At 28.7% G+C, this 13,662-nt stretch carries 12 protein-coding genes; 4 read left to right on the top strand and 8 right to left on the bottom strand.

What is annotated here, in order from left to right; genetic code table 11:
- Positions 1–93: 93 nt before the first annotated feature.
- Positions 94–357, top strand: coding sequence for a hypothetical protein (locus tag MADAR_RS03045; RefSeq protein WP_014158904.1), 264 nt, complete (start codon positions 94–96; stop codon positions 355–357).
- A gap of 47 nt (positions 358–404) precedes the next feature.
- On the opposite strand, the gene rplS is transcribed toward MADAR_RS03045, so the two are convergent.
- The 8 genes from rplS to MADAR_RS02265 form a co-directional block, all read right to left on the bottom strand.
- The gene (rplS, locus tag MADAR_RS02230) at positions 405–749 is read right to left on the bottom strand and encodes a 50S ribosomal protein L19 (protein ID WP_014158905.1); all 345 of its coding nucleotides are present in this window, start codon (positions 747–749) and stop codon (positions 405–407) included.
- A 1-nt stretch (position 750) separates the two neighbouring features.
- The gene (gene glmM, locus MADAR_RS02235; protein WP_014158906.1) at positions 751–2,145 is read right to left on the bottom strand and encodes a phosphoglucosamine mutase; all 1,395 of its coding nucleotides are present in this window, start codon (positions 2,143–2,145) and stop codon (positions 751–753) included.
- 107 nt (positions 2,146–2,252) lie between these two features.
- Positions 2,253–3,776, bottom strand: a complete 1,524-nt coding sequence (dnaB, locus tag MADAR_RS02240; protein WP_014158907.1) for a replicative DNA helicase — start codon at positions 3,774–3,776, stop codon at positions 2,253–2,255.
- 51 nt (positions 3,777–3,827) lie between these two features.
- Entirely contained in the window at positions 3,828–4,784 is a 957-nt protein-coding gene (locus MADAR_RS02245; protein ID WP_014158908.1) for an acetyl-CoA carboxylase carboxyltransferase subunit alpha, read from the bottom strand.
- A gap of 18 nt (positions 4,785–4,802) precedes the next feature.
- On the bottom strand, positions 4,803–5,555 hold the full coding sequence (locus MADAR_RS02250; RefSeq protein ID WP_014158909.1) for a succinate dehydrogenase/fumarate reductase iron-sulfur subunit: 753 nt from the start codon (positions 5,553–5,555) through the stop codon (positions 4,803–4,805).
- A gap of 16 nt (positions 5,556–5,571) precedes the next feature.
- A complete protein-coding gene (locus MADAR_RS02255) occupies positions 5,572–7,617 on the bottom strand; it encodes a fumarate reductase/succinate dehydrogenase flavoprotein subunit (RefSeq protein ID WP_238523380.1) in 2,046 nt (681 codons plus the stop codon).
- A complete protein-coding gene (locus MADAR_RS02260; protein WP_014158911.1) occupies positions 7,604–8,203 on the bottom strand; it encodes a succinate dehydrogenase cytochrome b subunit in 600 nt (199 codons plus the stop codon). Before MADAR_RS02260 ends, MADAR_RS02255 begins: the two co-directional genes overlap by 14 nt.
- An 86-nt stretch (positions 8,204–8,289) precedes the next feature.
- On the bottom strand, positions 8,290–9,447 hold the full coding sequence (locus tag MADAR_RS02265) for a cysteine desulfurase family protein (protein ID WP_014158912.1): 1,158 nt from the start codon (positions 9,445–9,447) through the stop codon (positions 8,290–8,292).
- A 127-nt stretch (positions 9,448–9,574) separates the two neighbouring features.
- On the opposite strand from MADAR_RS02265, the gene rny reads away from it, so the two are divergent.
- Genes rny through lpdA form a run of 3 tightly spaced genes read left to right on the top strand, consistent with a single transcriptional unit; the run spans position 9,575 to position 13,582 of the window.
- Positions 9,575–11,146 (top strand): ribonuclease Y, encoded by a 1,572-nt coding sequence (gene rny, locus MADAR_RS02270; protein WP_014158913.1) that lies wholly within the window; start codon positions 9,575–9,577, stop codon positions 11,144–11,146.
- A gap of 13 nt (positions 11,147–11,159) precedes the next feature.
- Positions 11,160–12,125 carry a deoxyhypusine synthase family protein gene (locus MADAR_RS02275; protein WP_014158914.1) on the top strand — a complete coding sequence of 322 codons (966 nt, stop codon included), beginning with the start codon at positions 11,160–11,162 and terminating at the stop codon, positions 12,123–12,125.
- A 32-nt stretch (positions 12,126–12,157) separates the two neighbouring features.
- Complete coding sequence (gene lpdA / locus MADAR_RS02280; RefSeq protein ID WP_014158915.1) at positions 12,158–13,582, top strand: dihydrolipoyl dehydrogenase; 1,425 nt, start codon at positions 12,158–12,160, stop codon at positions 13,580–13,582.
- The last annotated feature ends 80 nt before the right edge of the window (positions 13,583–13,662 follow it).

Genomic DNA, 13,662 nt, shown 5'->3' on the forward strand with positions numbered 1-13,662 from the left:
TGTTTATTTATTATGGAATAAATACATATTTTTTCATGTCAAATTTTTATATAAATTTGTCCATAATATGTTATAACTGAAATACTATTGATTATGATGAAAAAATTAAGAATTATCATTGCAACTATTTTTTTAGCAATATTTTTATTTACAAGTAGTTGTAATAACAAGTCTAAAAACGAGAATCCCTCTCCAACAACCGAAGAGGAAAAAACATCCAATACTAACAATGAAAATCCAACAAATACAACTCCTCCTACTACACCTAGTGATGAGGAATCATCAAAAAATGAGGAATCTTCATCCAACAACAAAGATAAGGTAAATACAGAGGAGAACGAGAAAAATAATAAATAGAAAAAAAAAGCAAGGAAGAGAAAAAAAATCTCTCCCTTGCCTTTTGATTAACTTTTTACTCTAGCCTTTTTTCCCTTCAGAAACCTTAAATAATAGATTTTAGATCTACGAACCTTTCCCCTTTTATTCACTTCTATTTTTTGTATACTGGGTTGATTCAAAATGAATATACGTTCAATTCCGATATTTCCACTCATTTTACGTACCGTAAAAGTTTTTGTCAACCCTTTTCCTTTTTTCTTGATAACCAATCCTTTAAAAGATTGAATTCTTATTTTTTCTCCTTCTTTGACTTCAAAAAATACAGTTATGGTATCTCCAGAATTAAATAAAGGAAAATGATTTTTTTTAATCCATTTCCTCTCTATATATTCTACAAAATTATTCGACATATTAAAACGAATTTTTTATTTCATATAAAATTTCTTTTTCCAAAAAATTGACTCTTTCTCTTAAAGAACTTTCTATATGTATTCGAACTATATTTTCAGTATTAGATTTTCTTATGTGAATCCATTCATTATTCAGAAAATATATCTTAATCCCATCTTTTAAATTCATTTTTTTTCCTTTATATTTCCTTTTTATTCTTTCTAATATTTTTCCAATTTTTTTATTGGAAGATAATCGAATTTTTTTTTTCGACATAAAATAATTGGAATATCTTTTTTTTAATTCGGTTAACGATATTTTAGAAAGTTTGGAGATATAAGTTAAAAATAAAGCTATTCCCACTAAGGCATCTCTTCCATAACGTAAATCTGGATAAATGATACCTCCATTTCCTTCCCCACCAATAACTGCCTTAACCTCTTTCATTTTCTTAACAACATGAACTTCTCCTACAGAAGTCGCATAATAAGGAACTCCTTTATTTATAGATAAATCTTTTAAAGCCTGAGAAGAAGATAAGGTAGTAACAATAGATCCTAATTTTTCTTTCAATATATAATCAGCAACAGATACTAAAGTATATTCTTCTCCAAAAAAATCTCCATTCTCACAAATAAAAACAACTCTATCCACATCAGGATCTACAGCAATTCCTAAATCTGCTCCAACTTCTGAAACCTTTTTACAAATTTCTCTTAAATTTTTTTCAATAGGTTCAGGATTATGAATGAAATCTCCATGAGGGTCACAATACATTTTTACTACTTTAGCTCCAAAATATTCTTCTAAAAGTATTGGAACGGCTATTCCTCCTGTAGAATTAATTCCATCTACTACTATTTTAAATTTATATTTCTGGATTATTTTTTCATCTACCAATGGTAAAGAAAGAATGGTTTCTATATGTTGATGAATATAATTTTTTCTATAGAAATGAGAACCTAATTGATCCAAAGAGGCAAAATTAAAATATTCTTTTTCTACAATATAGGATAATTTTTCTATATCTTTTTCCGATAAAAATTCTCCTTTAGAATTAAACATCTTCAATCCATTCCAATTTTTTGGATTATGACTTGCAGTTAACATAACTCCACCATCCGCTTTTTCATTCATTACGGCTATTCCAACAGTAGGAGTAGTCGATAAACCAATATCAATAACATCGATTCCAAGACTTTGAAAAGTAATAACCAAAAACTGTTGAAACATAGAAGAAGTTGTACGACCATCCCTCCCCAATATGACCAGATACCTGTTTTTATTTTTATATTTTTTTTTCATCCAGGAAACATATCCTGAAGAAAATTTTATAATTTCTATAGGAGAAAAACCTTTCCCTACTTTTCCTCCCAATGTTCCTCTTATTCCAGATGAAGATTTTACAAGTGTCAAAAATTAATTGGATTTTTATTATTACAAAAATACAAAATTTTTACTCAAATTCTATAGCCTAAAAGATAGAAACTTTTTTTTTGATACATTTGATACAAAAGAATTATTCATTCTGATAAATAATCGTTATCCTCATCAATAGTTTCAATGAAAAAACTTTCTTGATCAAGAATGTTTTTTTTGTAATCTTCTTCCCATCCAGAAGATGATATTTTCTTTTCTTCAAAATCCATAAATTTAACCTGATCACTTATAAATCTTAGACGAACCTTTCCCAATCCTCCGTTTCTATGTTTAGCAATAATTATTTCCGCTTGACCAATACAAGAATCTTTTTCCTCAGTATCCCAAGTATGGAATCCATAATATTCAGGTCTATAAATAAACAAAACAATATCGGCATCTTGTTCAATAGCTCCTGATTCACGTAAATCAGATAACAAGGGTCTCCTACTTCCACCTCTTGTTTCTACAGCTCTAGATAATTGTGATAAAGCAATTATAGGAATATCCAATTCTTTAGCTATAGATTTTAAACTACGAGAAATTATGGATATTTCTTGTTCTCTATTTCTTGATTTATTATTATAACCAGAATCACTAATTCCCATTAATTGCATATAATCTATTAACACCAGTTTGATTCCATGTTTGGATATTAAACGACGACATTTTGCCCGTAAACTAAATATGGATAAAGCGGGAGTATCATCTATAAAAAGAGGTGCTTCTTTTAACTTTTTGGTTTTATGAAAAATACGTTTCCAATCTAAATTAGAAAGGCTAGCTTTTTTAAGTTTTTCTGAAGAAATACCAGTTTCTGATGCAATTAATCTCGTGATTAATTGAATGGAAGACATTTCTAATGAAAAAATAACAACAGGAATTTTTTGTTCTATAACAATATTTCTAACCATAGATAACATAAAAGTTGTTTTTCCCATTCCAGGTCTAGAAGCAAGTATAATTAAATCGGAATTTTGCCATCCGTAAGTAATTTTATCCATTTTATAAAAACCAGAATAAATTCCACTCCATCCTTCTTTATTGCTTTCTACTTTTTTTATCCTATCAATAGCTTTCATTATGAGAGATTGAGTGGTTTCATATTTTTTTTCTTTTAAATACTTTTGATTAATTTCAAATAGTTTCGATTCCGCTTTGTCTAGAAGTTCAAAAACATCCGTACTTTCATCATAACAATTTTCTATGATCTCCGAAGAAATGCTAATCAATCTTCTTAAAAGAAATTTTTGTTGTACAATACGACTATGATACTCTATATGTGCAGAAGAAATAACTTTTTGTGTTAATTCTATAAGATACAACTCACTTCCAATAAACTCAAGCTTTTCATCTTTTCGAAGCTGATTGGATACGGTATAAAGATCTACTGGTTTAGAATTATGGTATAACTTTTGAATGGAACGAAATATTTCCTGATGTTCTATCTTGTAAAAAACTTCAGGGAAAAGTATATCGATAATCTCATCTAACCCTTTTTTATCAATCATCATAGAACCTATTATAGCCTCCTCTAAATCCAAAGCTTGAGGAGGAATTTTTCCATTTTTAATGAAATCATAACGAAAATTTCTGTCTTTTTCGGTTATATTATTCATTTTTTTCATGATGGAATTTTTATTTGAAAATGAAGAAAAAGACGATAAACAAAAAGCTTTCTAATCATTAAAACAACCTATAGCAATATACTTATTTTTCCTCGCTCTAATAAGTTCTTCTATATCGATTAACGATAATTCTTTATAATATTTTATTATTTTTTTTTTAACAATTTCATAAGCTTTTTCTGGACAAAAATGTGCACCTCCTAAAGGTTCTTTAATAACATCATCTATAAGATTCAGTTTGTACATATCTTCTGCTGTTAATTTCAAGGAATCTGCTGATTTTTCTTTTTCTTTCCAATTTCCCCAAAGTATTGTAGAACAACTTTCAGGAGAAATTACGGAATACCAAGAATTTTCCATCATAGAAACTTTATCTCCTATTCCAATACCCAAAGCACCTCCACTAGCACCTTCTCCTATAATTAAAACAATAATAGGAACTTTTAAACACATCATTTCATAAATATTTCTTCCTATAGCTTCTCCTTGACCTCTTTTTTCTGCTTCTATTCCAGGAAATGCTCCTGGTGTATCTATAAAGCTAACAATAGGTTTACTAAATTTTTCTGCTAATTTCATAAGACGTAAAGCTTTTCTATATCCTTCTGGATTAGGCATTCCAAACCTTCTGTATTGTCTTTCCTTAGTATTTTTTCCTTTTTGAGTTCCTATGAACATAAAAGTTATATCCTCTATCTTCCCAAAACCTCCTATCATAGCTTTATCATCTCCAACATTACGATCTCCATGTAATTCAATAAAAGATTCTTTATTTGTAATAGACAATATGTAATCTAATGCGTAAGGCCTATTCGGATGTCTAGATAATTGTACTCTCTGCCAAGGAGTTAATTGACTATGCAGTTCCTTGATAGTTTTTTCTAATTTAGATTGTAACTGATTACAAACTTCTTTCATATCTACACCACTTTTTCTTTCTATAAGAATACAATTAATATATTGATCCTGTATTTCTTGTATAGGTTTTTCGAAATCTAAATATTCCATAAAAAAGTAAAGTGAAAATTAAATAAAGGATTGAATATATTCCTTATTCATAAAAGAAATATATTCCGTGGAAATACCTTTTGGACAATCAATTTCACAAGCCTTAGTGTTGGTGCAATTTCCAAAACCTTCTTCATCCATTTTTTTCACCATATTTAATACTCGTTTTTTTTTTTCTATTTTTCCTTGAGGCAATAAAGCAAATTGTGAAACTTTTGAGGCAACAAATAACATGGCTGATCTATTTTTGCATGCTGCAACGCACGCTCCACAACCAATACAAGTTGCGGCATCAAAAGCTTTATCCACCTCTTCTTTTGAAATAGGAATCATGTTTCCATCTACTGTTTTTCCAAATGTGTTTACAGAAATAAATCCACCTGATATAATAATTCTGTCAAAAGAAGATCTATCTACAACAAGGTCCTTAATAATAGGAAAAGCCTTTGCTCTCCAAGGTTCAATATATATAGTTTCTCCATCGTGAAAATGACGCATATGTAACTGACAAGTTGTAATTAAATTTTCAGGTCCATGAGCTCTCCCATTTATATATAAAGAACACATCCCACAAATTCCTTCACGACAATCATGATCAAATGATATAGGAATTCCCTTTTTACATAAAATTTGATGATTTAAAATATCTAACATTTCTAGAAAGGAACAATCAGGTGATATATCATAAATTTTATAAGTTTCAAATTTCCCTTTTTCTTGATTATTCTTTTGTCTCCATATTTTTAATATAAAATTGAGGTTCCTTTTCATAAAATGAAAATTTTTTTTATTTATAAGAACGTAATTGCAATTTTGAAAAACTAAAAGTTAAGTTTTCTTTATGCATAATTTCTTCTGAAATTGATTTATCCTCTTGATATTCCCATACGGAAACATGTTTATAATGAATATCATCACGAAGAGCTTCTCCTTCCTTCGTTTGATATTCTTCCCTAAAATGACTACCACAAGACTCTTTTCTGTTTAGAGCATCCATAGCTATTAATTCTCCCAATTCCAAAAAATCGGCTAAACGTCCAGCTTTTTCTAGTTCTAAATTAAATCCATCTTCAATACTTCCAGGAACAAAAATATTTTCCCAAAATTCATCACGAAGTTCTTGTATTTTTTTGATGGATTTATATAGACCTCTCTCATTTCTAGTCATTCCAACATATTTCCACATTATTTTTCCAAGTCTTCTGTGAAAAAAATCCACAGATAAATCTCCATTATTGGAAAGTAATTGTAAAATTCTATCTTTAACCTTTTTTTCTGATTGGTCAAATTCTACATGTTTTGTAGATATATCTTTTTTTTCACGTATATACATGGATAAATAATCGGCTATAGTATAAGGCAAAATAAAATAACCATCAGCTAAACCTTGCATTAAAGCAGATGCTCCAAGACGATTAGCTCCATGATCAGAAAAATTAGCTTCTCCTATAATATAACATCCTGGAATTGAAGACATTAAATTATAATCCACCCATAATCCTCCCATTGTATAATGAATAGAAGGATAAATTTTCATGGGAGTTTTATAAGGATTTTTATCGGTAATTTTTTCATACATATGAAATAGATTTCCATATTTAGATTCTAAGACTTCTTCTCCAAATTTTCTAATTTTTATAGAATTAGGTTTTTTTATTCCAAGCTCATTGGCCTTTTCTATCCCATATCGTTCTATAGAAGAAGAAAAATCCAAAAAAACCCCTTCTTTATTTTCATTATTTTCTATTCCAAAACCCTTATCACAACGTTCCTTTGCTGCACGAGATGCTACATCTCTTGGAACAAGATTTCCAAAGGAGGGATAACGTCTTTCTAGATAATAGTCTCTTTCCTCTTCTCCAAGTTTTTCAGGATCTTTTTTTCCATTTCTTATAGCAATAGAATCTTCTACTCTTTTAGGTACCCATATACGTCCATCATTTCTCAATGATTCGGACATCAAGGTCAATTTAGATTGATGATTTCCATGTGAAGGAATACAAGTAGGATGTATTTGTGTATAACAAGGATTCGCAAAAAATCCACCTTTCTTATGAACTTTCCATATAGCACTAACATTAGACCCCATTGCATTAGTAGATAAAAAAAATACATTGCCATAACCTCCTGACGCAATTACAACAGCATGAGCTGCATGACGTTCAATTGCTCCAGATATTAAATTTCTAGCAATAATTCCTCTAGCTACACCATCTATTACTACTAAATCCATCATTTCATGGCGATTATACATTTTGATTCGTCCTTTCCCTATTTGTCTAGACATGGCTGAATAACAAGCTAGTAATAGCTGTTGTCCTGTTTGTCCTTTAGCATAAAAAGTTCTAGATACTTTTGTTCCACCAAAAGATCTATTTTCAAGATAACCAGCATAATCTCTTGCAAACGGAACCCCTTGAGCTACACATTGATCAATGATATTAGAAGATATCTCTGACAAACGATAAACATTAGCTTCACGTGATCTATAATCTCCTCCTTTAATGGTATCAGAAAAAAGTTGATGTACAGAATCATTATCCCCCTTATAATTTTTAGCAGCGTTAATACCACCTTGAGCAGCTACAGAGTGTGCTCTTCTTGGAGAATCTTGATAACAAAAAACTTTGACTTTATATCCTAATTCAGCTAAAGTAGCAGAAGCAGATCCACCAGAAAGACCTGTTCCAACAACAATAATCTCCATATTAGATCTATTATTAGGAGAAACTAATTTTAAAGTATATTTGTGATTGCCCCATTTATGATCTAATGAACCAATCGGTATTTTTGAATTTAGTTTCAAAGATTCTTTCATCTTATTTATTTCCATTGAAAAAAAACCAAATAGCGATAATAGAAAAACCGGAACAAACAAACCAAAAATAAAAAAAACCTAACTTCTGGATCCAAAATAATTTTTTTTTGTTAGACAAACCCAATGATTGGAATGAAGATTGAAATCCATGATTTAAATGAAATCCCAGAACTAAAAATGAAAAGACATAGAAAAATGTATATACGGGATTTTTAAACAAGGAAATAACCAATATATAATCTGAATTGATATTATCATTATATTTCATAGGAATCATGAAATTCATTAAATGCAAAATTAAAAAACATAAGATTAGAAATCCTGTATAAATCATTGTCCGACTACTAAATGTTGTAACAGGTTGTTTTACGGAATAATCTATTTTTCCTTTTGATTTATTATTTTTCAGGTGTAATCTTATTCCAAAAAAGATATGAACAATGAAACCGAATGCAAGAACATATTCTAATATTCGTACAAGAATATTTCTTCTCATAAAAAAAACAGCATTATTAAAAGCTTCTTCTCCGTAAAAAAGAAAAAGATTTACACTTAAATGAATCAAAAGAAAAGACATAAGAAAAATTCCAGTAGTGGCCATCACTACTTTTTTACCTATAGAAGATCGAATAAAATTACACTGGTTCACTGAATAATGATAATTTGTGTAAAGATATTTTTTTTTTATCAATTTTTTATCTTATTGAAGGCTTTAATCAATAAATCAACATCTTTTTTATTATTGAAAAACCCAAAAGATATCCTTATAGGTGTCATATCTTTCAACAAGTTTTTATTGTCTATAGATTTAATAACATGGGATATATTTTTAAACCCTATTGAATTACAAGAACTTCCATTAGAAATAGATACTCCCATTAAATCTAAATGAAAATATAATAAATGATCTTTTTTTGGATAAAAAATATTCAATATAGTAGGAACACTCTTATCAGGAGTATCTGATAATCCATTAAAGACTATATTTGGAATTGTTTTTTTCAATTCAGAAATACAATACAATTTTAAATTTAAAATTTTTTCCATATGATTGGTTAAATTACAACATGCCAAATGTAAAGCTTTCGATAAACCAACAATCCCATAAACATTTTCTGTTCCTGAACGAATTCCATATTCTTGATTTCCTCCTGTGATTAATGGTTTGATTTTTTTGACAAACTTTTCTCTAATAAATACAAAACCTATTCCTTTTGGTCCATAAAATTTGTGTGCACTAGCAGTAGCAAAATCCAAAGGAGATTTTTTCATGTTTATGGGGTAATTTCCAATAATTTGAATTGTATCTGAATGGAAATAAGTATTGTATTTCTTACAAAGAATTCCAACTTTATCTATTTCTAATAAATTTCCAATCTCATTGTTGGCATACATTAAACTTACAAGAATTCTTCTTTTAGTAAAATTTTTTTTTAATACCATTTCCAGATGATTCAAGTCTATGATTCCTTTGTCTTCGATTTTGATAAATTCTACCAAAACTTTATATCTATAGGATAGATCCGATACTGTTTGTAATACAGAATAATGTTCTAAGGGAGAGGTTAAAATACATTGGACCTTTAAATCTATGACAGCCGATCTCAAAATTATATTATTAGCCTCTGTTCCACAAGAAGTGAAAATAATTTCAGATGGATACGCTTTTATATTCTTTGCTATACGAATTCTAGATTCTTCTATTATAGAACGAGCTTCCCTTCCATAACTATGTTGTGTAGAAGAAGGATTTCCAAATGAATATCTTAATGTGTTCCCCATTACTTTTATAACTTCACTTCTTACAGGGGTTGTAGCCGCATTATCTAAGTATGCTCGTTTCATATTATCAATCTACAAAAATAATAAGAATCAACAATAGAAACATCAATAATCTTATTTGTTAGTTTTTGTTTTTTTAAAAATGTTATTAAAATGCCTATTTTATTTTTATTTAAATTGAGTAAATATTATGAAAATAAATGTTGGATTTTCGATCCTAATGGGGTTCATGATTGGAATTATCACATGTTATTTTTTTGGAAAAAAAACCATATTGAAAAAATATATTCAATTATTAGAAAAAGCCAATATTAAAGCAAAAAAAATTATAAAAAATGCAGAAAAAGAAGGAGACTCTATAAAAAGAAAAAAAATACTTCAAGCAAAAGAAAAATTTATAGAACTTAAGTATAAACATGAAAAAAATGTTCACCTTAGAGAAAAAAAAATAATTGATATAGAAAATCAAACAAAAGAAAAAAAAAACATTCTTTCAAAAGAAATAGAAATTTATTTTAAAAGAAATAACCGTTTAGAAACACAAATACACGATTTTGAAAAAAAATTGAAAAATATTCAAAAAAAACAAGAAGAATTTAAAAATATGCATATAAAACAAGTAGAATTACTTGAAAAAATATCCAATTATTCTTCTGAAGAGGCTAAAAAAGAATTAATTGAAATACTTAAAGAAGAAGCAAAAGTAAAAGCACAATCCTACATACAAAATATTATAGAAGAATCACAATTAACTGCAAAAATAGAAGCTAGAAAAATTGTAATTCAAGCTATACAAAGAATAGGGACAGAACAAGCAGTTGAAAACTCTGTATCTGTTTTTAATATAGAATCAGATGATGTGAAAGGACGAATTATTGGACGAGAAGGAAGAAACATAAGAGCTTTGGAAAAAGCAACAGGTGTAGAGATCATTGTGGATGATACTCCAGAAGCTATTCTTTTATCCTGTTTCAATCCTATAAGAAGAGAGATAGCAAGACTAGCACTTCACAAATTGGTAATAGATGGTCGTATTCATCCAGCAAGAATCGAAGAAATTGTGGCAAAGACAGAAAAACAAATGGAAGAAGAAATAGTAGAAATAGGAAAAAAAAATATAATCGATTTAGGAATTCATGGAATTCATCCAGAATTAATTACAATGATAGGAAGAATGAAATATCGTTCTTCTTATGGACAAAATCTTTTGCAGCATTCTAGAGAAGTGGCTCATCTAGCAGGTATATTGGCGTCAGAATTAGGGTTGAATGCTAAATTGGCAAAACGTGCAGGTTTATTACATGATATTGGAAAAGTTCCTGAAAAAGAATCAGAACTTCCTCATGCTATTTTAGGAATGCAATGGGCAGAAAAGTATGGAGAAAACATAGAAGTTTGTAATGCTATAGGATCTCACCATGATGAAATAGAGATGAAAGCTTTCTTATCTCCTATTGTCCAAGTATCAGACTCTATTAGCGGAGCACGTCCTGGAGTAAGAAGAAATTCTTTCGAATCTTACTCAAAAAGATTAAAAAATCTGGAAGATATAGCTTTCAGTTTTGATGGAGTTAATAAAGCTTTTGCTATACAAGCAGGGAGAGAACTACGTGTAATAGTAGAAAGCGAAAAAATAGATGACAAAAAAGCTTTTCAATTATCTTGTGATATAACAGAGAAAATAAAGAATGAAATGACTTATCCTGGTCAAATAAAAGTAACAGTTATTAGAGAAACAAGAGCTGTACAAATAGCAAGATAAAATAATAATAATTATGAAAATCACTTCCTTTATTGAAAAATATTACCTTCATTTTAATGCTTTATCTTTATCAGAAGCAGCTAAAGCCTATAAATATCATATTAAAGATAATGGAAAAATGATGATCACATTAGCAGGAGCTATGAGTACGGCAGAGCTAGGAAAAATATTAGCAGAAATGATACGAAAAGATAAAGTTCATATTATATCTTGTACTGGGGCTAATTTAGAAGAAGATATAATGAATTTAATCGCTCATAAACATTATAAAAAAATTCCTGATTATAGATATTTAACTCCTGATGAGGAAAAATATTTTTTCAAAAAAGGATTTAACCGTGTTACGGATACTTGTATTCCAGAAGAACAAGCTTTTAAACAATTACAAAAATATATTTTCAATATATGGAAAAGAGCTCAAGAAAAAGAAAAACGTTATTTCCCCCATGAGTATATTTATCAATTATTATTGGACAATATTTTAGAACCTTATTACAATATTAATTCAAAAGACAGCTGGGTATTGGCTGCAGCAAAAAAAAATATACCTATAGTAATTCCAGGTTGGGAAGACAGCACAATAGGAAATATTTTTTCTTCGTATTGTATGAAAAAATTATTCTCTCCATTTATCGTAAAAAATGGAATTGAATATATGATTTATTTAGCAGAATGGTACCAAAAAGAATCTATCAAAAACAAAATAGGTTTTTTCCAAATAGGAGGAGGAATATCTGGAGACTTTCCTATTTGTGTTGTTCCTATGTTATCACAAGATATAGGAGCGAAAGATATACCTTTTTGGGCCTATTTTTGCCAAATTTCTGATTCAACCACTAGTTATGGATCGTACTCAGGTGCTATTCCTAATGAGAAAATAACTTGGGGAAAATTAGATAAAGAAACTCCTAAATTTATCATAGAATCAGACGCAACCATTGTTGCTCCATTAATTTTTGCATATGTGTTAAATATGTAACTTTATTATAATATAATCAAAAAATTTTCATAATGAATAATTACGATCTTGTTGTAATAGGTTCTGGTCCAGGAGGTTATGTTTCAGCTATCCGTGCTAGTCAACTTGGTCTTCGTACAGCTATTATAGAAAAATACCAAGAATTAGGTGGAACATGTTTAAATGTAGGTTGCATTCCTTCTAAATCTCTTTTATATTCTTCCAAATATTTTCTTTTTGCGAAAAAAAAACACTATTCACATGGTATTTTTTACGAAAAATTATCCTTAGATTTCAGAAAAATGATAGAAAGAAAAAACGGGATTGTAAAGAAAACGAATGAAGGAGTTAAATATTTAATGAAAAAAAATAAAATTGATTTATATCAAGGAATTGCCTCATTTAAAACCAATCATAGTTTATCTATTTTTGATAAAAAATATTTAAAAGAAATACAAAAAATACAATTTAAATATTGTATAATAGCCACAGGATCAAAACCTTCATGTCTTCCATTTTTAAATTTCGATATCCAAAAGAGAATTATTTCTTCTACAGAAGCTCTTTTTCTAAATGAAATACCAAAAAAATTAATAGTAATTGGAGGAGGATTTATTGGATTAGAATTGGGTTCTATTTATCATCGATTAGGAAGCAGTGTTACCATTATTGAAACTATGGATAGAATCATCCCCAATATGGATCATTCCTTAAGTCAAGAAATTAAAAAAATATTGGAAGAATCTTCTATTCAAATAGAGAATTCCTTATCAATAAATAACATAGAAATCTTAGAAAAGACTAAAGAAGTATCAGTTTACGTTAAAAATAAAAATAATGGAAAGAATATGAAATATATAGGGGATTATTGTCTTCTATCAGTAGGAAGAACTCCTTATACAAAGAATCTTGGATTAGAAAATATAGGAATCAAAAAAAACAAAAAAGGATTCATATTAGTTAATGATCTCTTACAAAGTTCTGTCAATAATATCTATGCTATAGGAGATGTAATAGGAGGAAAAATGTTAGCGCATAAAGCAGAAGAAGAAGGTTTGTATGCAGCAGAACATATTGCTGGACAAAAACCAAACAAAATAAATTATGATTTAGTACCATCCGTTATCTATACTTATCCTGAAGTATCTAGTGTTGGAAAAACCGAAAAGGAAATAAAGAAAGAAGGAATAGAATACAATATAGGTTTTTTTCCAATGAAAATATTGGGAATATCACATGCAAGTGACTGTAAATCAGGTTTTGTAAAAATAATATCCCATAAAAAAACGGATGAAATACTAGGAGTTCATATGATAGGAGAACATGCCACTGATATGATTATGGAAGCAACTGTAGCCATGGAATTCCGTTCTTCTTCAGAAGATATTTATAGAATTTGTCATCCACATCCTACTTTTAGTGAATCTATCAAAGAAGCAGCATTATTGAGTTTTGAAAATAAATCAATACATATGTAATCCCCTTGCAGAAATTGATTTATTTTCAAGAAATGTTTTGATCCAAAAAAGCCAAGACTTGCAGAAATAGGAGATGGATG

The organism is Blattabacterium sp. (Mastotermes darwiniensis) str. MADAR, from assembly GCF_000233435.1.
GTDB lineage: Bacteria > Bacteroidota > Bacteroidia > Flavobacteriales > Blattabacteriaceae > Blattabacterium.

What these genes read in the sequence shown, in the direction of transcription:
- MADAR_RS02275 (WP_014158914.1), top strand. Translation starts at nt 11,160, where the DNA reads ATGAAAATCACTTCCTTTATTGAAAAATATTACCTTCATTTTAATGCT.
- MADAR_RS02265 (WP_014158912.1), bottom strand. Translation starts at nt 9,447, where the DNA reads ATGAAACGAGCATACTTAGATAATGCGGCTACAACCCCTGTAAGAAGT.
- MADAR_RS02245 (WP_014158908.1), bottom strand. Translation starts at nt 4,784, where the DNA reads ATGGAATATTTAGATTTCGAAAAACCTATACAAGAAATACAGGATCAA.
- dnaB (WP_014158907.1), bottom strand. Translation starts at nt 3,776, where the DNA reads ATGAAAAAAATGAATAATATAACCGAAAAAGACAGAAATTTTCGTTAT.
- rny (WP_014158913.1), top strand. Translation starts at nt 9,575, where the DNA reads ATGAAAATAAATGTTGGATTTTCGATCCTAATGGGGTTCATGATTGGA.
- rplS (WP_014158905.1), bottom strand. Translation starts at nt 749, where the DNA reads ATGTCGAATAATTTTGTAGAATATATAGAGAGGAAATGGATTAAAAAA.
- MADAR_RS02260 (WP_014158911.1), bottom strand. Translation starts at nt 8,203, where the DNA reads ATGGCCACTACTGGAATTTTTCTTATGTCTTTTCTTTTGATTCATTTA.
- MADAR_RS03045 (WP_014158904.1), top strand. Translation starts at nt 94, where the DNA reads ATGATGAAAAAATTAAGAATTATCATTGCAACTATTTTTTTAGCAATA.
- lpdA (WP_014158915.1), top strand. Translation starts at nt 12,158, where the DNA reads ATGAATAATTACGATCTTGTTGTAATAGGTTCTGGTCCAGGAGGTTAT.
- MADAR_RS02250 (WP_014158909.1), bottom strand. Translation starts at nt 5,555, where the DNA reads ATGAAAAGGAACCTCAATTTTATATTAAAAATATGGAGACAAAAGAAT.
- MADAR_RS02255 (WP_238523380.1), bottom strand. Translation starts at nt 7,617, where the DNA reads ATGGAAATAAATAAGATGAAAGAATCTTTGAAACTAAATTCAAAAATA.